Below are 21,329 nucleotides of genomic sequence, written 5' to 3'. Positions count from 1 at the left end.
GTGTGAAAAAAATATTATTGAGTTCGTTGTTTTTATCTTTGAGTATTTGTTCATTGTCTTATGCAGATGATTCGGGTACTACAGTGTGCCCAGCTGATTTGAAATATCAAACTATTAATATGAGAGACATGACCTTTGAATATTCACAATATGAAGATCATATATGTGCTGTTTTGAGTGTTGATATGAGTAAAAATAGTGACTGGCAAGAAGGCGGTAGTGGATGGTTTGCTGCTGGGTTTGGTGCAGAGACCATGAAGGGTTCTAATATGTTTATATTCGTACCAGAAAAACTGCAACAGGGTGTTAAATATGATGTCTATGCAAATATTGGTGGAGTATATGGTCCAACTAAACCGTTGGATACAAAACCAGAGGCCGGCCAGATCAAATTATTATCATCATCATTAGGAAAGGTTAACTTTGCTATTTATCCTCAGAAAATATCTGGATTATCAAATAGTGGTAAGGTTGATATGATTTTCTCTCACTCGGCAGCAGGTGTATATAAGTTTGCTCCAGGCCATGTCGCTGCATATGATGGAAAAGCTATGGATTTGAAGTAATTCCTTGAGTTGTATTTGTGAGTTTAATTAAATACAATTGTCGTAATATCATTTGATAAAATTTTTTATGGGAAGATCTAGAAGATATAAGAAACCTCAAGAGGGTATCTTTGAAGGTGAAATTATAGCTCTCAGCCATGATGGTAGAGGAATAGCAAAGATTAATGGTAAAACAACTTTTATTCCATTTACACTGCACGGTGAAGTAGTTAAGTTTGAGTATACATTCACAAAAGCAAAATTCGATGAAGCAAAGGTAGTTGAGTATATTAAAAAATCATCTAATAGAGTTAACCCTCCATGTGAACATTTTGAAATGTGCGGTGGGTGTAGTTTGCAACATATGTCTACAGATGCTCAGATTGAGCACAAGCAGCAAACTTTGCTAAATCAGCTAAAATATATTGGTCAGGGTGTAGAGCCTCAGAATGTTTTAGAACCATTATGTACAGCTAAAACCGAAGGGTATCGTAATAAAGCACGTTTAGGTGTTAGATATGTCAATAAAAAGGGCAAAATTTTAGTAGGCTTTAGAGAACGTAATGGCAGATTTTTGGCTGATATAGATAAATGTATAGTCTTAAATCCTCTTGTGGGAGAGAAATTAACAGAAATTGCCTCTTTCATAGAGACACTTTCTATATATCAGCACATAGCTCAATTAGAGATTGCAATTGATGATGCTAGACCAGCGCTTATCGTGCGCCACCTTGAACCATTTGTGAATGAAGATCTCGAAAAGCTAAAAGCTTTTGGTTTGGAAAATGGCTACTGGATATATCTGCAATCAAAAGGTCCTGATACTATCTATAGGCTATATCCACAAGAAGATGTTGAGCCCAAGAAGTTAAGCTATCAACCAGTTACAGGGATAAATATCGGTTTTGAGCCTAATGATTTTACTCAAGTTAATAATGATATTAATAGAAAGATGATTAAAAGAGCTATTGATCTTTTAGAAATATCAGAAAATGATTCTATTATTGATTTGTTTTGTGGTTTAGGAAACTTTACGTTGCCAATTTCTCAGTATGCAAAAACAGTAATTGGCGTAGAAGGTGAGCAGACAATGGTTAGTAGAGCTAAAGAAACAGCTATTAGTAATAGTATTAATAATGTTAAATTTTATGCAGCTAATCTTTTTGAAAGTTTCGAAGATAAAGAGTGGTTTAATAATTTTGAATATAACAAAATGCTTTTAGATCCACCGAGAGCTGGGGCTCAAGAAGTTTGTAGCAATATTGAAAAATTTGATGTTGAGCGTATTGTTTATGTGTCATGTGATACGGCTACTTTAGCCAGAGATGCTGGAGTTTTAGTAAATGACAAAGGCTATAAGCTAGTTAGTGCCGGAGTCATGGATATGTTTCCTCATACTATGCATGTTGAGTCAATAGCTGTTTTTGAGAAGGTATAATTATGTACATAGGTTTAGATATTGGTGGTAGTAATATTTCTGCAGGAATTTTTGATGAACATAAAAATCTACTTAAGACAGCCAAGGTAAAATCAAAAGGCAAAAGTGATTCTGATACGATTTTGGGTCAAATTTTTAAAGTTATTAACAAATTAATTGATGATTCAACAAGAGATAAAATAAAAGCTATAGGTATTGGTATAGCAGGTTTTGTTGATTCGAAAAATGGTATTTTAAACTTTAGTGCAAATATCAACCTCAACGGTATAAATATAGCTAAAAGAGTTAGTCAAAAATTTGATAATGTACCTGTTTTCGTCGAAAATGATGTAAATGTAGGTGTCATCGGCGAGTGGAAATATGGAGTTGGTAAGGGACATGAAAATATCGTTGGTATATTTGCAGGCACAGGGATTGGTGGTGGCCTAGTTATAAATAATCAGTTTCTATATGGTGTTACCGGCGGTGCTGGAGCTGTTGGCCATGTTACTATTAATACTGAAGGCACTTATTGTCAAAGTTGTGGTTCACAGGGTTGCGTAGAGACATATGCAGGTAAGGTAGGTATGGAAAATAGGATTCTAAACCTACATAAAAAGGGTATTAAAAGCTTGCTTATAGACTTGGTTCTAGAAAATAATGGTAAACTGAAAGGATCTCACCTAAAAAAAGCATTAGCTGCCAAAGATCCTGTAGCAGAAGACATAGTTAACTTAGCAATGACGAATTTAGGTATTGCAGTAGCTAATTATATAAATCTTTTGAATCCATCACTTGTATTGTTTGGTGGTGGCGTTATGGAAGCAATTGGGAGTGAGTATTTAGATGCTATCTATTACTCATGCTCAAAATATGCTTTTAAGACAATGTTGGATGCTTGTGAATTAAAAATCGCAACTTTGGGTGATAACTCAGGTGTTTATGGAGCTATGGATATAGCAGTTAATAGATTGGAAGGAAATTGGTAATGTTAATAGGTGTAGATATTGGCGGTTCAAATATGGCTGCTGGACTGTTTGATGAAAGTAAAAAAGTAGTAGCTACGGCAAAAGTTAAATCAAAAGCAAAAGAAGAAACAAGTATTGTCATAGGTCAATTATTTAAAGTTATCGATAAGTTAATCGCAGAAATTCCTTCAGACAAGAAGCTTGATGGTATAGGTATTGGTGTAGCAGGGCTTATAGATAAAAGAACATCTGTTGTTCGTAGAAGTGTTAACATAAATCTTAATGGTGTTAATCTGAAAGAAGTTGTTGAAGATAGGTACAAGATTAAGTCTGAAGTAGATAACGATGTTAATGTTGGTATTTTAGGTGAAGCAAAATATGGAGCAGGTGTTGGTTGTGATGATATAGTTGGGGCTTTTGTTGGTACTGGTATCGGTGGTGGACTAGTTCTAAATGGTAAACTCTATGGTGGTAATAGCGGTTTAGCTGCTGAGTTAGGTCACACAATCATAAAACAAGGTGGAGCATACTGTCCAGGATGTGGATCTCAAGGTTGCTTAGAGGCATATGCTGGTAAAGTAGGTATAGAGAAAAAGATTGAAAACTTAGCAAAAAAGAAGATCAAAAGTACTCTTATTGAATTAGTAACTGAAAATGGTGGAAAGCTTAAGAGTAGTCATATCAAAAAGGCAATCGAAGCAAATGATGAAATTGCAAATGATATTCTTAGCGAAGCAATGGAATATTTGGGTGCTGGTTTGGGTAGTGCTATTAATATGATAAATCCTTCGATGGTAGTATTAGGTGGAGGAGTTATGGAAGCTATTGGTGAGCAATATTTGCCACAAATTAAACGAGCTGCTATGAGAAATTCATTTGCTGACATTTATGCAGAATGTGAATTTAAATTAGCTAAACTTGGTGACCAAGCTGGAATTTATGGAGCTATGGAGTTAGTTGCTAACTAGTCTAATTAGGTTTATTTATTATGACTCGTATAATTAATGAGTTTTTTTCTCAGTTATCTATTTATTTTAGTGGTTTTAGACGTCTTAATCTGTCACAAATTTTTCATGATTGGAATGTTTTTGAGATAGCTTGGCTTGTGGCTTCTGTAAGTATTCTAGCTGTCATAAGTATTTTGACTACAGATGATTATTTAGTGCTTACTGTTATAGCTACAGTCACTGGTATGTTAAATTTATTGTTAGTTGCTAAAGGTAAGATACTTAATTATTTTTTTGCGTTTGTAAATAATCTTACTTATGCTTACATTTGTTATACTCAGGGTATTTATGGACAGTTTTTACTTTTTGCATTTTTCTTTTTTCCAATGCAATTTTATGGTTTATATACTTGGACTAAGCCGCAGAATATAACAGAAAATAGTGATATCATCACAAAAACGCTATCTAACAAATATAGGATTTATCTTATTAGTGGAATTGTGCTAGCTGCATTTTTGTATGGTTTTTTCATTCTAAAAGGATACTTTCATCAACAGATAGGCTTAGTTGCTGACTCTCTAACTGGTGTGGTATCAGTTGTAGCAATTATTTTGATGGTTAAAGCATATATTGAGCAGTGGGTATTATGGATAGTTATTAATACTCTCTCAACAGTTATATGGGCGCAACAGTATTTTTCTGGTTCAGGGGATGGTGTCGCATTTTTGGCGATGTGGTTGATATATCTATTTAATGCAATATATGGCTATATAAACTGGCTAAAGCTTAAAAAAGACATATAGAATTTCTTATAAAAACTTTCCTATAATTAGCTTAACTTACTTAGTCCATTTCTATATAATCTGCTGTATTGATTATATATCTTACGGAGGGTAGAGCAATGACTGTTAGACAAACTCTATTTCTTATTCTTACTCCTATAGTCGCAATGTGTGTACTATCATTTGGCAATGGTTTCTTCACAACTTACTCATCAATAGAGCTAAATAGCCTTGGTCGTTCTAACTTAATGATAGGTATAATATCAGCAGCCTATTTTTTTGGAATGACAGCAGGATCATATTTCTCTCAATTTACGATAGTTAGAGTCGGATATATTCGTGCTTTTGTTTTATTTGCGTCTCTTATGGCAATTAGTACATTGATTGTAGGTGTTAATAAAAGCGTACCTGTTTGGGTGTTTTTTAGATTTGTATGTGGGTATTCTCTTGCAGCATTATTTATCGTTATAGAGAGTTGGTGTATTTTATCTGCAGAGAAAAAAAATCGAGGTTTAGTATTTTCGATATATCTATTTGTATATTATGGGACTCAAGCATTATCACAGTTAATGATAAATGTTCATTTTAGCAGTGGACTATTGGCATATTGCTTTATATCGTCGCTTTGTAGTATTGCAATTGTTTTGATGGCATTCACAAAAACAGTCGCTCCGGTACCACATTCTGAGGAGGTTTGTTCACCAATAAAAATTATCAAGAAAGTACCTCTTGCTATGGCTGCCAGTGTTATAGGTGGATCCCTTTTAGGTTCTATCTATACTTTGTTACCAATATTTATGGTTAGAGTAAATATTGATCATGATATGGTTTCCGTGTTAATGATGACAACTATTCTTGGAGGAATGTTACTACAAGTTCCTATGGGTAAAATCTCAGATCTTATCGATAGACGAAAAGTAATATTATTAGCAGGTGCCGGTATATTTATAGCATCTTCACTTATAGCTCTATTCCACACATCTTATTTAATATTTGCAATAGTGATATTTGTATTTGGTGGTTGCGCTTTTGTGATATATCCATTGTCAATATCACATGCTAGTGATTTTTTAGAGGAAAATGAGGTGCTAGGAGCAATAGGGGTTTTAACAATTGCTTATGGTATAGGATCCGTTGCTAGTCCTATTATAATATCTAGTGTTATGTCTGTATTTGGGCCATTTGGATTTTTTATCATAACAGCAATACTTAGTGCTATTCTGTGTGTGTATTCAATATATAGAATTTTTGTAAGAAAGTCAGCGGTAGATACTTCTTCATTCACCATAGTTACGCCAGAGAGTCTTAACTTTAGTGAGGCTCAGGAGATAGTTTCAGAAAAATAATCTAAGTATATTAAATTGCAAAGCATACATTGCTAGCTTATAATTGATAGGATTTTTTTAAATTCATAATAAGACTTAATTTATCTAAAGGAGATTATAGTTATGTCATCACAAATCAAGCAAGTTTTTGCTAGACAAATATTAGATTCGCGTGGTAATCCTACTGTTGAGGTGGATGTGATTTTAGAAAGTGGTGCTTTTGGTCGTGCTGCTGTTCCTTCAGGAGCTTCTACAGGTATTAGAGAAGCATTGGAATTAAGAGATGGTAATAAATCTCTTTTCTTGGGTAAAAGTGTCTACAAGGCAGTTGAGAATGTTAATACAAAAATTGCTCAAGCTGTTAAAGGTTTGGATGCGTTAGATCAAAGATTAATTGACAAGACTATGATAGAGCTTGATGGTTCAGAGAATAAGGGTAATCTTGGAGCTAATGCTATTCTAGGTGTTTCATTGGCAACAGCTAGAGCTGCAGCATCTCAGTTGAGAAAACCTTTCTACCGTTACTTAATGGATGTTAAAGAGTATTTGATGCCAGTTCCGATGATGAATGTTATTAATGGCGGGTCACATGCAGATAATAATGTTGATATGCAAGAATTTATGATTGTTCCTGCTGGTTTTGAGACATTCTCTGAAGCGTTAAGATGTGGTACAGAGGTTTTTCATACACTTAAGAAGGTGCTAATAGCAGATGGTTACAGTGTCGCTGGAGTTGGTGATGAAGGTGGTTATGCTCCAGATTTGCCATCTAATGAAGCAGCTATCGAAGCGATCTTAAAAGCTGTTAAGGAAGCTGGATATGAGCCGAGCAAACATGTATTTATAGCTTTAGATCCAGCAAGTAGTGAGTATTACAAAGATGGTAAATATGAGCTAGCATCTGAAGGGAAGTCTCTAAACTCTGAAGAAATGGTTGAATACTATGCTAAATGGGTAGAAAAATATCCTATCGTATCTATCGAAGATGGTATGGCAGAAGAAGATTGGGCTGGTTGGAAACTAATGACAGAGAAACTTGGTAACAAAGTACAGTTAGTTGGAGATGATTTATTTGTTACTAACCCAAGTATCCTAGCTAAAGGTATCGAGCAAGGTGTCGCTAACTCAATTTTGATTAAGCTAAATCAAATAGGTACTTTAACAGAGACTTTCGAAGCAATGGCAATGGCTGGTCAAGCGGGTTATACATGTGTAGTATCTCATCGCTCAGGTGAGACATCTGATACTATCATTGCGGACTTGGCAGTAGCAACATGTTCAGGACAAATTAAAACAGGTTCTTTATCTAGGTCTGATCGTATAGCTAAATACAATCAATTAATCAGAATTGAAGAAGAGCTAGGTGAAAATGCTATCTATCCAGGTGTTAAGGCATTTGTCTTTAGTTCAGAAGAAGCTGATCATGAAGTTCAAGAGATTGTTGTAGAAGAAAGTGAAACTGAAAAAGTTGTGGTTCAAGTAGAAGAATAATAGTTTCATGAGTATAAAATCTAATTCTTTTTTTTATATTTTTATTTCAATAGTTTTATTATTAATTGCCTTATTACAATATCAACTTTGGTTTAGTAATACAGGCTTATTAAAGTATGAGATTTTAAAAAAATCAATTGCTACACAGACAAAAGAAATCAAGCATAAATCTCAGACCAATGCTCAACTGTATTCAGAAGTAGTTTCGCTGCGTAAAAATAGTGAAGTGCTTGAGAGTTTGGCTCGTGAAAATATGGGGTTGATAAAGCAGGGAGAGATTTTTTATAGTGTCAAATAAGTATGTAATAATTCCAGCTGCTGGTATAGGCACAAGGATGGAGTTGGATATTCCTAAGCAATATTACAAACTCATTAATGGTAAAACTATACTTGATAATACTTTAGAAAAATTTGTGGAAGATTCTTTCTTTGACAAAGTTATTGTGGCGATTAGTGATAGCGATAATCTTTGGAATACTTCTGAGTATTTTGATCATCCAAAAGTTCAATACTGTGTAGGTGGTGCTACAAGGTTCCATAGTGTTTATAGTGCGCTTAAATTTATCGGTGATCGTAAAAGTGATGATTGGATATTTGTACATGATGCGGCTAGACCTTGTGTGAATATAGAAGATGTCATAGCGCTTTATAATCAAACTCAAGACTCTCATACTCAAGCTGGTATCTTGGCTATTAGAGCATTTGAGACGGTTAAAAAGGTAGCTATAAAGATGATTATAGCTAAGACTATTGATCGACAAGATATTTGGCTTGCACAGACTCCACAACTATCAAGACTTGGTCAGTTAGAAAAAGCATTTGATTTTTGTTATACAAATAATCTCATAGATAAAATAACAGACGAAGCATCGGCTTTGGAGCTGTATGGTATAAACCCAATAGTCGTTGAAGGCTCTAGAAAGAATATTAAAATCACAACCCAAGATGATTTAGAGTTTGCTAACTGGCAGATTAGCTAGTTATCTACTTTAGTAGTAAACCTATTACATATCCAAATATTATTACTAATCCCATTATAAATAAAATAGAATCAAGTACTACACGTCTGTAGTTTTTGTATTGTATGTTTTTGTAGATTATTATCACGGGCAATACGTACAATAAGAAAGCTACGGTAGGAGCGACTAATATTCCTATAATGTTAAGTATTTTGAAATTACAGATTGTACATATCCATAAAATCATAAATATTAAACCGACACAAATTCTATTTATGACTACTTCTGTGATATTGATCTTATAGATATTTCTAAAAAAGTATTTGAATAAATATTTTAATGCTTCTTTAGAGCCAATATAGCAACCGATAAATGAGCTTATAATAGCTGTAAAAACTATCATAGGAGCTAGAATGTTTAGTAATGTTCCTGGATGTTGTTCTTGTATCAGAGTTACTATTGAGAGGTTATTTATATTCGCTCTATCAAGGTCATGTATTGTGGTGCTGAGTAAGCAAGATGTTACGAATAATAGTACAAATATAAAAAGAATCAATGCATTAATCTGAAGGATTTTATATACTTTGTACTTCTCTTGCGAACGTTCTACTTTTACATAATCACGATAGAATATTACTAGACTAGAAATAACCGGTGAATGATTCATTGATAATATCAAAATTGGCAAGACCATTAATACACCAGTAATATAACCAATAGTGTCAAAATGACTATCAGTTATAAACTCAAAGTTCCAATATGGAATTATATATAGTGACAGTGTAATTACTAATATTATTAGAAATATTACTATTAGTTGCATAAATTTAAGGATTAAATTGATCCCTAAAGAAACAATAACTAATAGTCCAGCAAGAATACTAAAGCTAAACCATATATTAGTCGAAAGATTTGTGTTAACAATATGATAGTTTAATAAGAAGTTACTTAGTTCATTATTTAAACCAATTGAGTACATCGGCATATTTAAAAATATAGCAAAAAAATATAGGACTACACAAATTAGCCCAAATAACTTACCAAGATTATGTGTAAAAACATCTGTGATGCCACCATTATCTGTATATAAAACTATATTCGCCATATTTTTATGTGAATAATATGTCAATGGTAGCGCAAAAATAAGAACTGTTACTAAAGCCCATAATCCACTATGCCCAGCTTGAACAGGAAGATATAATAATCCAGCTCCGATAGCAGTACCAAATAGTGTAAAAATCCACTGTATATCAACTTTAGTTGTATCTGTGTGATTCGAATTCTCCATTTAGTTACTCCAATCCAATATCACTTTGCCACATTGACCACTTTTCATTATTTCAAATCCTTTTTGATAATCATCGATATGAAGTCTGTGTGTGATGATTGGTTCCATATCCATACCTGCTTGAAGCATACTAGTCATTAGATACCATGTTTCAAACATCTCTCTGCCATAAATACCTTTAAGAGTAAGACCTTTGAACAAAATGGTTCCCCAGTCAACAGAGATATCTCCAGCTGATATGCCTAAAAGTGACAGCTTGCCACCATGATTCATAACATCAAGCATCATAGATATTGCTGAGTTAATCCCAGACATTTCTAAACCTACATCAAACCCTTCTGTCATGCCAATTTCTGACATGACTTTACGCATTTGTGCTGTCAATTGTTGTTGATTTTGAAACTCTGATACATTTACTGCAACAGTAGCTCCGAAGTCTCTAGCCATCTGAAGACGATATTCATTAATATCTGTGATAACTATTCTACGAGCACCACAGAATCTTGCTATCTTGACTGCCATAAGTCCAATAGGACCAGCTCCAGTTATAAGCACATCCTCACCAGTTAGGTTAAATGAAAGTGCTGTATGAATAGCATTACCCATAGGATCGAATGTACTAGCTATATCATCACTGATAGAATCAGGAATCTTAAAAACATTGACAGCAGGCATTACTAAGTATTCAGCAAAAGCTCCTTGTACATTTACACCTATGCCTATGGTTTTTCTACAAAGATGGCGCTTACCGGCCCTACAATTACGACATTTTCCACATACAAGATGACCTTCACCAGATACTCTATCGCCAACATTTACACTTGTGACACCATTTCCCTTAGCTACAACTTCACCAGCAAACTCATGTCCAGTAATCATTGGTACAGGTATCGTAGCTTGAGACCATTTATCCCAATTATAAATATGTAAATCAGTGCCACAAATTGCTGTTTTTTTAATTTTAATCAAAACATCATTGTAGCCATATTCTGGCATAGGAGCATCATCAATCATCCAAATACCAGGTTCTTTTTTTAATTTAGCAAGTGCTCTCATAGTTTGATTCCTATTAACTATATAATACCTAATTCTTTAGCAGCTTTTGTAAAGCCATCAACAGCTTTGTCAATTTGCTCAAAAGTATGAGCAGCAGACATTTGTGTTCTAATTCTGGCTTTACCATTAGGTACCACTGGATATGAAAAAGCAATTACATATATGCCATAATCTAGTAGCTTATCAGCAAATTCAGCTGCTTTTTTCTCATCGTATATCATGACAGGAATAATAGGGTGTTCTCCTGGTATTAAATCAAAACCTGCGGCAGTCATTTTTGATCTAAATCTCTGTTGATTTGCTTGTAATTGCTCTCTTAATTCATTTGAATTTTTAGTTATTTCTAAAGCTTTAATAGATGTTTTAGCTATTATAGGTGCTAAAGCATTTGAGAAAAGATATGGTCTAGAAAGATTTTTAAGTAAATCTACTACTTCTTTTTTAGCACAAATGTAACCACCTGAAGCGCCACCTAATCCTTTGCCTAGAGTACCAGTTAGGATATCAACTCTACCCATAATATCACAATGTTCAATTGAACCTTTACCATTTTTACCTACAAACCCTGAAGCGTGAGAATCATCAACCATAACAATGGCATTATATTTATCGGCTAAGTCACAAATAGATTTTAGATCAGCAATAATACCATCCATTGAGAAGACGCCATCTGTAGCAATCATTTTAAACCTTGCTCCAGCTTGATCAGCTTCTATAAGTTTTGCTTCAAGGTCTTGCATATCATTATTGTTATATCTAAAACGCATCGCTTTGCACAATCTAACACCATCAATAATACTAGCATGATTAAGTGAATCACTTATAATAGCATCTTCTTTTGTAAGAAGTGTCTCAAAAAGCCCTGCATTGGCATCAAAACATGATGGATATAGGATTGTATCTTCAAACTCAAAGAACTCACTTAGTTCTTTTTCTAGTTGCTTATGCACAGAGTTTGTACCACAGATAAACCTAACTGATGCCATACCATAACCACATTCTTCAATATGGTTTTTTGCATAAGAAACTATTTCTGGATTATTTGCAAAGCCAAGATAGTTATTTGCACAGAAGTTAATTAGTGTTTCACCATTTTCTAGATTAATTACAGGTTCTTGTGGAGTAGCTATTATTCTTTCGCTTTTGTATGTGCCTGCTTCTTTTATTTCTAGTATTTTATTATTTACATTAGTATAGAAATTATTATTCATGATTAGTTTCCTCTCAAAAAATTAGAATTTAAAATATATTCGACTTTAGAATATTAGCTAATAAACATAAGTTTTAAAACAATTTAATGTCAAATTATATTGTCAATAAATGTTATTTTCTTTTTGCTAGATCGTAATCTGTAAATTTGTGCAAAGAAAACTATTTGAATTATTAATAATTTATTTGTTTTTTATTCCATTATGTAATTATAAATTAATCTTCGTATTCGAGTTTCAGCTATTATTTTTTATCTGGAGCTATTAGTTTTTGATAATTATTTATTTTTGGCTATATGTTATATTGTGTCTCAATAAGAATCTAGCAGGACCTTTAAAGAAAAATTAATATTTATTTATGCAAATCATAATAAATAGGTTTTGAAAAAAAATTTGCTTGATTTGCTTGATTTGATAAGCATAAAATGAATCTGTAAGCAATAAACTTACAGTTATTAATGTTTGTATAAGGAGAAATTCATGAACAAAACAAAATTAGTTTCAATGGTATGCGCTTTGATGGGCGTTGGTTCTTTTGCAGTAGCTGAAGCAGCTCCAGTAAATGATGTTAAAACTTATGATTTTAAAGCACCATTTAAGGACTATAATAATAAAATTGTTTTAAGTATTAATAATGTGGCATCTGGTAAAACAGTTGAATTTACAAGTAACTTTAAACCTAAAGCAGGTTGGGGTAATTGTTTTGGTACAACTGTTGATAATGTTAATTTTGATACTACTCAGAATACCAGTGGTGATTTTGTAACAAAAATGACATTAAAAGATGATACTGCATCATTTAACTTTAGCCAGTCATGTGACATCATGGGTACAGATTCTGGTAATGCAGTTGTGCTGCCAGGGGTAGTAGTTCCCATCGTAAGCAGTCTAAAAGTAGATGGTAAAGATCTAGATATTCAAAGACCGTGTGAAAACAATGTCTGTGAGGATCCAACTCCGGGATATACAAATGCTGCATACTACGCACAGTGGGCTGTCTGGGGTCGTAAATATAACCCGTATGATTTCAAATACGATAAGTTAAACACTATAATTTATGCGTTTATAGGGTTTGATAAAAATACTGGTAATATCAAAACATTAGATGCTTCAGCAGACTCATGGGGTCTGTCTGCAGCAGCTAGAGCAGCTAAAAAGTATCCATACTTAAAGTCATTCTTGTCGTTTGGTGGTTGGACTAATAATGGAATTACAACAGCTCCAATGTTTGAAAAGCTAGCTTCTAGTCAGCAAAGTATGCAAAACTTTGCAGATCAGTCGATTGAATTAATGCGTAAGCTTGGTTTTAATGGTATTGATATCGACTGGGAGTGGTGGTCAGATTATGGTAATGATGTGGCGCCAGCTAAGAAGATGTTGGCTTTCTTCAAAGTTCTTCGTACTGAATTGGACAAGGCAGGTAAAGCAGATGGTAAAAAATACTATCTTGCTATAGCTGTGAATGGTGCTAGAAGTCGTATCGAGGCAATGGAAAATCCGAGTAATCCAAATAGCGTATCAGATTTCTGGAAGCAAACTGGTGAGCTGATGGATGAAATCAATATTATGACTTATGACTATCAAGGTGGTTGGGGTACTGGTTTCCCTGCATACTTCCAAGCGTCAACTGATTTCCCTAGTAATACTCCGTATAGTAATAGAGTGTACTCGGCTGGAAAAGGTCCTACTGATGCTATTGATAATGTTACTGATGTTGCAGCTGATGGAGTAACTCTAGATCAAGCTATTGGTAAAGAAGGTGGTTGGTCAATCAAAGGATCTGTAGATGCGTATATTGCAGCAGGTGTGCCAGCTAAGAAGTTAATTGTTGGTTTACCGTTATATGCTAGATCAATGACGGTTGATAGTGATGTTGATGGTGGTCTATTCCAGACTATTACAGCACCAGGTATTGGTGACTACGAAGCTGGTGTATTTGACTATAAATGTCTAGTGAATCCAGTAAATGATCCTGTAACAGGATGTGGTACAGCTAAGCCTGTTAGTGGTCTATCTAATCTTAAGTATTATGATATTAGTCATAATGTTGATGTATTTAACAAATATGGTAAAGTTGCTATGCAACCTTGGGCATATAGTCCATCAACTAAATCATTTATAACCTATGATGACGTATGGTCTGTAGGTGAAAAGACTAAATATACTAAGAGTAGAAATCTTGGTGGTACTATGTTCTGGCAAGCAGACAATGATTCTACAGATCCAAATAAATCATTAATAAATGCGGTTGCTAAGGTCTATGCATCAGACACAATTAATGTTTCGGTAACAGATATTACAGAAAACTCAGCGACAGTATCATGGAATAAACCAGAATTAGATGGTTCTATCAGATACAAGATAGTAGTTAATGGTGATGTGGTTGCTGAGAATATTACAGCCCTTAATTATGTACTGACTAATTTAGAAAAAGGAACAAGATATAATGTAGAGGTTATCGCAAATACATCTGCTACATCTAGAGAAGATAGTCTAACTTTTGAGACTGTAGGTGCAGAACCAGCTGATGATCAAAACCAAGATCAGAATGATGATCAAAACAATAACGATGATCAAAATCAAGATCAAGGCGATGATCAAAATACTGATAATGGAGCAGCAAATACTTGGACAGCTGATGGAGTATACAACAAAGGCGACAAAGTAGTTATGAATGGTGTAACATATGAAGCGCAATGGTGGACTCAAGGCGAGAATCCTACTCAAACAGGTCAGTGGGGTGTATGGCGTACAGTTTCTGGTCAGACTGATAACCAAGATAATAACCAAAGTGATGACGCGGACCAGGGTAATGATCAAGGAAACACAGATCAAGGTAATACTGATACAAACCAAGGTAATGATAATGATAACTCATCAGCTTCAGGTACTTGGGATGCTACAAAAGTCTACAATAAAGGCGATAAAGTAACTTATAATGGTGTAAGTTATGAAGCACAGTGGTGGACTCAAGGTAATAAGCCTTCTGATGGTGGAGCTTGGAAGAAACCTATTGTGGCTGGTGGTGCTTGGGAGAGTGGCGTTGCTTACTCTGGAGGTCAAACAGTGACTTATCAAGGATCTACATACAAAGCTAAATGGTGGACTCAAGGAGATACTCCGTCAAACAGCAATGTTTGGGAAAAACAGTAATAATCTTTTGTTTAAAAATTTCTAAATAATATTATTTCCTATTTCAATATACCTCCTGACTATTTAGCAAGGAGGTTATTTATTTTACAGATCGTAATAAACTAATTCAAAACACTTAATTTAATAAACTTTTGTTATAATTAAATAAATTAGTCTATCTCGAGAAAATTATGAAAGTAGTTGAAATCAATCATCCTATGGTTAAACATAAATTAGGTCTTATGCGCGCATCGGTGATTAGCACACAAGAGTTTAGAAGATTAACTAAGGAAATAACTAGCTTATTAACTTATGAAGTCACAGCAGGGTTTGAACTTGAAAAAACAGAAATTCTAGGCTGGCAAGGTGAAAATATTGAAGTTGATCAAATTAAAGGTAAGAAGTTGACTGTTGTACCTATACTTCGTGCTGGACTTGGTATGATGGATGGAGTGTTTGAGCATGTACCCGCTGCAAAAGTTAGTATGGTTGGTATGTATCGAGATGAAGAAACTGCTAAACCAGTGGCTTATTTTGCTAAACTTTGTGATAAGCTTGATGAGAGAGTGGCACTAATAGTGGATCCAATGTTGGCGACAGGTGGGTCTATGATTGAGACTGTTACATTATTAAAAAAAGCAGGATCAAAAGATATCAAAATTATTACTCTGGTATCTGCGCCAGAAGGTATAGAAGCATTAGCGAATGCTCATCCAGATGTTGAGTTATATACAGCATCTATAGATAGTCATCTAAATGAGAAAAAATATATAATTCCAGGTCTTGGTGATGCTGGGGATAAGATATTTGGAACTAAATAAGTCAAAAAAATAACTAAAAATCTAACTAAAATAATAATTATGTATTATAGTTTATGGTTACTATTAATTTCTTTTAAAAATATATAATGCAAAAGTATCGCTTATTGATTGAGACAGATGACCAAAAAGGCTTGGTTTATAAAGTTTCAAAAATTATCTATGAAAATAATCTCAATGTTGAGAGAAACTCTGAATTCGTTGATAAACAGCATAATAAATTTTTTATGCGTACTGAGTTTTCTGGAGAAGTAAATATTCAGCAAATGTTGGTTGATTTAAAGAGTACTTTGCCCACTGATTCAGAGATTAAACTAGTAGATTCTTCTAAGAAAAATATAGTTATCTTGGCTACAAAAGAAATGCATTGCTTAGGGGATTTGCTCATAAAGCATGCGGAAGGAAAACTAGATGCTAATATTACTGCAGTAATATCAAACTACGATAATCTTAAGAATCTGGTAGAGAAGTTTGATATCCCATTTGAGTATGTTTCTCATGAAGGGATTTCTCGAAAAGAACATGAGGAAAGAGTTCAAAACATCATAAGAACTTATGATTATGATGTAATTGTACTTGCAAAGTATATGAGAATATTGTCTCCAAATTTTGTTGAGCAATTTCAAGGTAAGTTACTTAATATTCATCATTCATTTTTACCAGCATTTATCGGGGCTAATCCTTATAAGCAGGCTTATGAAAGAGGTGTGAAAATAATTGGTGCAACTAGTCATTTTGTCACAGATGATTTGGATGAAGGACCAATTATAGCTCAGGATATAATTAGGGTAGATCATAATTACTCATGGCAAGACATGCGAGATGCTGGACATGATGTTGAAAAAAATGTTTTATCAACAGCTTTGAGCCTAGTTCTTAATGATAGAATTTTTATTTACAATAATAAAACAGTAATTCTTTAAGAGACTTTGCCCTACAGGTTGTTAATGTAAAGCAAAGTACTAATCTAAAAAGCTAAAATTTATATCAGGAAATTTAATTATAGAAGATGATTGAGAATTTTAGACTGAATTAGTTATAGGCTACTCCTTTGATGCCATCAACCCAAGTCCAGCCTTGATAGTCATCTGAATTTAGAATCCAAGTCATTACACCGCCGTATTGACTATAGTTACCAAGACCACCGTTAGTAATGTCTTTAGTTATATCAGCAGGTTTGTATAATCCTGAACCTGAGCATTCAGCTGTCGCTAAACAAGTTCCTGTTCTGTACTCAGACTCAGATACTGATGGATCTTTAAAGTTTGGTACTCCTAAGACTATCTTTGTTTCTTCTGGTACATAAAATGCGTCAGCAGGTACGCCAGGCATTTTATCGCGTGTTTGAGGGCTTAGTAGCTCAAATGTTTTGGTCAAGAAGCCAACATCTTGTCCTTTAAGTCCAGAGAAGTTAGCACCACCATACTGGTTGTATGTTTGTATAAAGAAAGCGTCAAAGTGAGCATTATTTACAAAGTTTTGAGTATACATAGGTTCAGCAAACTTAGCACTACCACTTGCCCATTGACCGCTTCCATACCAACCTTGTATTTGAGGAGCTGCCGTTAGATACATGTCTTTACCAGTGATGTTTTTGTACTCGGCTCTAGTTGCTTCGATATAGCGTAAGAAGTTTGCATCTATTTTAGCTGATCCAACAGGGTGCTCAACATCTATATCTAAACCATCGAAGTTGTGTTCTGCAATGAATTTCCCCATAGCTTTACCAGCAGATACTGCTTTTTCTCCACTCATATCCGGTCTGAAGAAGTTGACTCCTCCACCAATAGCTATTAAAGCAATACCACCTTTTTGATGAATTGTTTCCATTTGAGTAGGCAGCTGGGCAATTAGGCTATCTTCCCATTTAAGTTGCATGTTATCTACCTCAAAAGGACTGTCAAAGAAAACTGTGCCGTCAGTATCTTGACCAATAAAAGCATATACTAGTACATTGTAGCCTCTGTCAAGAGCTGTTGAAATCATTTGATTTGTGGTATCTGGTTGACTATACCATGTAGAGTTGTAGCCTTTAACATAACCTACAACAACTCTATCAGGCCAGCCATCTTTTGACGAGCTATTTTCAGTAATTTTTAGTGAGATTTGTTGAGTATCTTGGTTAGCTGTGAAAGATGTTGGAGTCACAGCAAGTTTAAATCCAGCAATTGCGGCTACTGCAATATTCCAAGTATTTCCGTCTTTTGGTACTTCTACAGTAATTGAAGAGTTACTCTTAATATCAACTTCTTTAGTATCACCATTTTCGTTAGTTAGTGTAAGAGTTGTTGCTTTATCTTTTGGCAGGCCTTCTACTGCTATGGAAATAGTTTCAGTAGGAACCTGTTTCTTAGCAAATGTAACATCAACTGCTGTTGTATTAAAATTAGTAACAGTTATAGCGTAAGTTTTGCTAGGAGTATAGTTATAACCATTAGTTGTAAAACTACCTATAGTAAGAGTATAGCTTGTACCACTTTCAGATGAAGGGATATGATCTAAAGTTGTAGAGTCATTGATTTTAAGATTGCCATTACTAACAACGTTTCCATTGGTATCTTTAAGAGTATACGTAGCTGTAGGGTTGCCTGTTACTTCCGCTGAGGCATTTATTTTGATAGATCCTTCTTCGGCAGGCTTAGGAGCTGTGTATTCTATATTGACTGTTTTAGAGGCATTTTTAGCAAGAGTGAATGAGGCTGGTGTAGCAGAACCTGTAGCACCATCAATAGCTGGTACACTTACTGTTAAATCTGAGCTATTTCCAACTACAACTTCTAGATTAGTAGTAGAACCCCATTTAGCATTAGTTGATTCTGCTATTTTTTGACCATCTTTTAGGATCTGAACATCTGCTAATTTGTCTTTTGCGATGAAGTCAGGTTTTGCAGGTAGTACTATTGAGACAGTTGCTTTACCTTGTTCAGTTACAGGTCCTTCATTTTTCCATACCCCCCATTGTCCAGATTGGCCAGGATTTTCTCCGCGTGTCCACCATTTAGCAGTATATAAGTTACCATTATATATAGCTTGAGAAGGTTTGGATTTGTCGCTTGGATTGTATACAGTATTCGCATCCCATTGTTGTACTGAATCACCGGGATTTACTGGGTCTGGTGTAGGAGTCGGTTCCGGAGTTGGCTCTGGTGTAGGCTCCGGAGTCGGAGATGGATCATTACCAATAACATCCCAAGCATCAGAACCATATGTTCCACTAGGCTTATATGCAGCAATTTGACACCAACCAGAAGCTGGCCAGCCTTTACACTTATATGTTTTGCCACCATCAGTTACTTGAGAGCCTGCAACATATGACTTTAGGTTTGCAGTAGACCAAGCATCAGTAGCATTAGCTATTGAAAATGATCCTATACCTATCAAAGCACAAACCATAGTAGGTGTTAGTTTAAGTTTATTTTTCATAATGGAATTCTCCTAATACAAGTATTAATAACCGTAAGCGTATTGCTTACAAATTAATTTTATGCTTACGAAATAAAGCTAATCAAGAAAAAAATATTTTTCCTGATGTTTATTATGATTTGCATAAATAAATATTAATTTTTCTTTAAAGCTGGTTATGTATTATTGATTGCGACACAATATAACATATTGTTATAAATTGTTAATTATCAAAAACTAATAGCTGGCTGTAAAAACTAATAGCTAAAATATATATAACTAATGGAATTGTTATATATTTTTAAATGTTATAATTTTGTTCATAAGTAGATTTTTGATTCTTTAGATGCACAAAAAAATATTTTTATTATCTTTACCACTTATACTATCAAATCTAGTTTTACCAATGGTTGGTATTGTCAATACTGCATTAATTGGTCATCTCAGTGACAGCAATTATCTTGCTGCAATAGGCTTAGGAGTTTCAATAATAAATGTTATTTGTTTCATGTTTTCATTTTTTAGAATGAGTTTGACAGGGTTGATAGCTCAGTCATTAAATAATCTTGAAAAGATGCTAGAAATAGTTATAAAGGCCGTGTTAATAGCATTACTAATATCAATAATTGTTTTTAGTCTTAAAAGTGTGATTCTGATTGCTGTATTAAAAATAGTAAATACTTCATTTGATATAAAAATGTTATTAGAAAACTTTTATAATGTTGCTATTTATATTTTGCTTTTTTCATTACTAAATTATATTTTTATTGGTTTCTTTATTGGTGTTGGAAATCCTAGAGTAGTACTTTATAGTTCTATTATCTATATGAGTGTAGCAATAGGGCTGAGCACACTCTTGGTGGTTATTCTCAATTATAATGTTGTTGGTGTAGCAGTTTCTTTAGTTATAGCTGCTGCTAGTTGTAGTATTTATCTGAGTACAAAAATATTTAGATATTTCTATAAATTAGGTAGTTTTAGTATCAAAAAGTTGGTGGATTATAAGCTCTTAAATTTGCGTAGTTATATGCCTTTTCTTCAACTTAATATAAATATTTTTGTGCGTTCTTTATGTTTATTATTAGCATTTAATTCTTTTTATATATTTTCTTCGAATTACGGAAAAACTATTCTAGCAGCAAATACTATACTTGTAGAAATAGGTATGTTTTTTGCGATGTTTCTAGATGCTCTTGCTAATACAACTGAGTCGTTAGTTGCTCAAGCGTACGTTGATAAAAATACTAGCCTATTGAGAGAAACTATTTACAAAACATTTGTGCAAAGTATGATACTAACTCTGGTTTTATCTTTGGTTTATTTTTCTTTTAGTGGTTATATAATATCAATCTTTACCGATATTGTAGATGTTAAGATCCAGATAAATAAATATATTATTTTTTCGTTTCTTATGCCGTTATTTGCAAGTTTTAGCTTTTGGATAGATGGTGTGTTTGTAGGTCTCCTAAAGACTGTAGCAATGAGAAATGCGATGATTTTATCAGCAGGAGTGTATATTGCTTTTGTTTTTTTATTACAACCCTATGAAAATTATGGCTTATGGATTGCGCTAATATTATTCTATATAGCTAGAACAGTATTTTTGATGCCTCCACTAGGTCAGTATATTAAAAAAGGAGTTTAAATGCCGCATATAATCTTAGAAGTACCTCAACAATTTGATACAGAATTAGCAAAGAAGGTAATAAATTTAGCGCAGCAATTTTTGGTAGAGAAGTTACCAACTAGATTAGAAACCTTTAAAAGTAGAGTTTATAGGTACAGTTTTAGTAGTGTAGCAGGAGATGATAGCTTAGATGTAATCCATGTGCAGATTAAAGTTCTAAAAGGAAGAAAGCCTGAGCATCTAGAAGAAATATCACAACAATTGAAAGCTAAAATTTGCCAATTATTAAATTCTGAAATTAATCTAGACAATTACAGTGTAACTTTAGAGTTGATGGAGCTATCTACTGCTTATGCTAATTAAT

General features: G+C 33.8%; 18 protein-coding genes. 14 read left to right on the top strand and 4 right to left on the bottom strand.

The features are described 5' to 3' along the window. Positions 1 to 2: 2 nt before the first annotated feature. From F0R75_RS05770 to ispD, 9 genes are all read left to right on the top strand, one after another. Complete coding sequence (locus F0R75_RS05770; protein WP_149377228.1) at positions 3 to 566, top strand: hypothetical protein; 564 nt, start codon at positions 3 to 5, stop codon at positions 564 to 566. Between the two features lie 67 nt (positions 567 to 633). Further along, positions 634 to 1,983 carry a 23S rRNA (uracil(1939)-C(5))-methyltransferase RlmD gene (gene rlmD, locus F0R75_RS05765; RefSeq protein WP_149377227.1) on the top strand — a complete coding sequence of 450 codons (1,350 nt, stop codon included), beginning with the start codon at positions 634 to 636 and terminating at the stop codon, positions 1,981 to 1,983. Between the two features lie 2 nt (positions 1,984 to 1,985). After that, positions 1,986 to 2,951, top strand: coding sequence for an ROK family protein (locus F0R75_RS05760; RefSeq protein ID WP_013923478.1), 966 nt, complete (start codon positions 1,986 to 1,988; stop codon positions 2,949 to 2,951). Next, positions 2,951 to 3,898 (top strand): ROK family protein, encoded by a 948-nt coding sequence (locus F0R75_RS05755; RefSeq protein ID WP_146421092.1) that lies wholly within the window; start codon positions 2,951 to 2,953, stop codon positions 3,896 to 3,898. The genes F0R75_RS05760 and F0R75_RS05755 overlap by 1 nt, the downstream gene beginning before the upstream one ends. A 20-nt stretch (positions 3,899 to 3,918) precedes the next feature. Then, the gene (pnuC, locus tag F0R75_RS05750; protein ID WP_149368009.1) at positions 3,919 to 4,680 is read left to right on the top strand and encodes a nicotinamide riboside transporter PnuC; all 762 of its coding nucleotides are present in this window, start codon (positions 3,919 to 3,921) and stop codon (positions 4,678 to 4,680) included. Positions 4,681 to 4,778: 98 nt separating this feature from the next. Beyond that, positions 4,779 to 6,005 (top strand): MFS transporter, encoded by a 1,227-nt coding sequence (locus F0R75_RS05745; protein ID WP_013923475.1) that lies wholly within the window; start codon positions 4,779 to 4,781, stop codon positions 6,003 to 6,005. A gap of 102 nt (positions 6,006 to 6,107) precedes the next feature. Then, entirely contained in the window at positions 6,108 to 7,475 is a 1,368-nt protein-coding gene (gene eno / locus F0R75_RS05740) for a phosphopyruvate hydratase (RefSeq protein WP_149377226.1), read from the top strand. A gap of 7 nt (positions 7,476 to 7,482) precedes the next feature. Further along, complete coding sequence (locus F0R75_RS05735; protein WP_013923473.1) at positions 7,483 to 7,773, top strand: FtsB family cell division protein; 291 nt, start codon at positions 7,483 to 7,485, stop codon at positions 7,771 to 7,773. Further along, positions 7,763 to 8,455, top strand: a complete 693-nt coding sequence (ispD, locus tag F0R75_RS05730) for a 2-C-methyl-D-erythritol 4-phosphate cytidylyltransferase (protein WP_149368010.1) — start codon at positions 7,763 to 7,765, stop codon at positions 8,453 to 8,455. Before F0R75_RS05735 ends, ispD begins: the two co-directional genes overlap by 11 nt. Before the next feature lie 4 nt (positions 8,456 to 8,459). Here ispD and F0R75_RS05725 read toward each other — a convergent pair whose 3' ends face one another. The 3 genes from F0R75_RS05725 to F0R75_RS05715 are packed head-to-tail and all read right to left on the bottom strand — an operon-like array spanning position 8,460 to position 11,989. Beyond that, complete coding sequence (locus tag F0R75_RS05725; RefSeq protein ID WP_149368011.1) at positions 8,460 to 9,722, bottom strand: amino acid permease; 1,263 nt, start codon at positions 9,720 to 9,722, stop codon at positions 8,460 to 8,462. Next, positions 9,723 to 10,778, bottom strand: a complete 1,056-nt coding sequence (tdh, locus tag F0R75_RS05720; RefSeq protein WP_149368012.1) for an L-threonine 3-dehydrogenase — start codon at positions 10,776 to 10,778, stop codon at positions 9,723 to 9,725. It abuts the gene before it with no gap. A gap of 17 nt (positions 10,779 to 10,795) precedes the next feature. Beyond that, positions 10,796 to 11,989: a glycine C-acetyltransferase gene (locus tag F0R75_RS05715; protein WP_149368013.1), complete on the bottom strand. Its 1,194-nt coding sequence runs from the start codon at positions 11,987 to 11,989 to the stop codon at positions 10,796 to 10,798. A gap of 477 nt (positions 11,990 to 12,466) precedes the next feature. Between F0R75_RS05715 and F0R75_RS05710 the strand changes: the two genes are divergently transcribed. The 3 genes from F0R75_RS05710 (at position 12,467) to purU (ending at position 16,859) form a co-directional block, all read left to right on the top strand. Beyond that, positions 12,467 to 15,139 (top strand): glycosyl hydrolase family 18 protein, encoded by a 2,673-nt coding sequence (locus F0R75_RS05710; RefSeq protein ID WP_149368014.1) that lies wholly within the window; start codon positions 12,467 to 12,469, stop codon positions 15,137 to 15,139. 170 nt (positions 15,140 to 15,309) lie between these two features. After that, positions 15,310 to 15,939: a uracil phosphoribosyltransferase gene (upp, locus tag F0R75_RS05705; protein WP_149368015.1), complete on the top strand. Its 630-nt coding sequence runs from the start codon at positions 15,310 to 15,312 to the stop codon at positions 15,937 to 15,939. An 86-nt stretch (positions 15,940 to 16,025) separates the two neighbouring features. Then, the gene (purU, locus tag F0R75_RS05700) at positions 16,026 to 16,859 is read left to right on the top strand and encodes a formyltetrahydrofolate deformylase (RefSeq protein WP_149368016.1); all 834 of its coding nucleotides are present in this window, start codon (positions 16,026 to 16,028) and stop codon (positions 16,857 to 16,859) included. Positions 16,860 to 16,968: 109 nt separating this feature from the next. Here the strand turns inward: purU and F0R75_RS10290 are convergent, their stop codons facing one another. Continuing rightward, entirely contained in the window at positions 16,969 to 19,359 is a 2,391-nt protein-coding gene (locus F0R75_RS10290) for a glycosyl hydrolase family 18 protein (RefSeq protein WP_149377225.1), read from the bottom strand. Between the two features lie 325 nt (positions 19,360 to 19,684). Between F0R75_RS10290 and F0R75_RS05690 the strand changes: the two genes are divergently transcribed. After that, on the top strand, positions 19,685 to 20,983 hold the full coding sequence (locus tag F0R75_RS05690) for an MATE family efflux transporter (protein ID WP_149368018.1): 1,299 nt from the start codon (positions 19,685 to 19,687) through the stop codon (positions 20,981 to 20,983). Next, a complete protein-coding gene (locus F0R75_RS05685) occupies positions 20,984 to 21,328 on the top strand; it encodes a tautomerase family protein (RefSeq protein WP_149368019.1) in 345 nt (114 codons plus the stop codon). It begins immediately after the preceding gene. The last annotated feature ends 1 nt before the right edge of the window (position 21,329 follow it).

It is taken from the genome of Francisella marina, assembly GCF_008369785.1.
GTDB lineage: Bacteria > Pseudomonadota > Gammaproteobacteria > Francisellales > Francisellaceae > Francisella > Francisella salimarina.
This window is presented reverse-complemented; position numbering and strand designations above follow the sequence as displayed.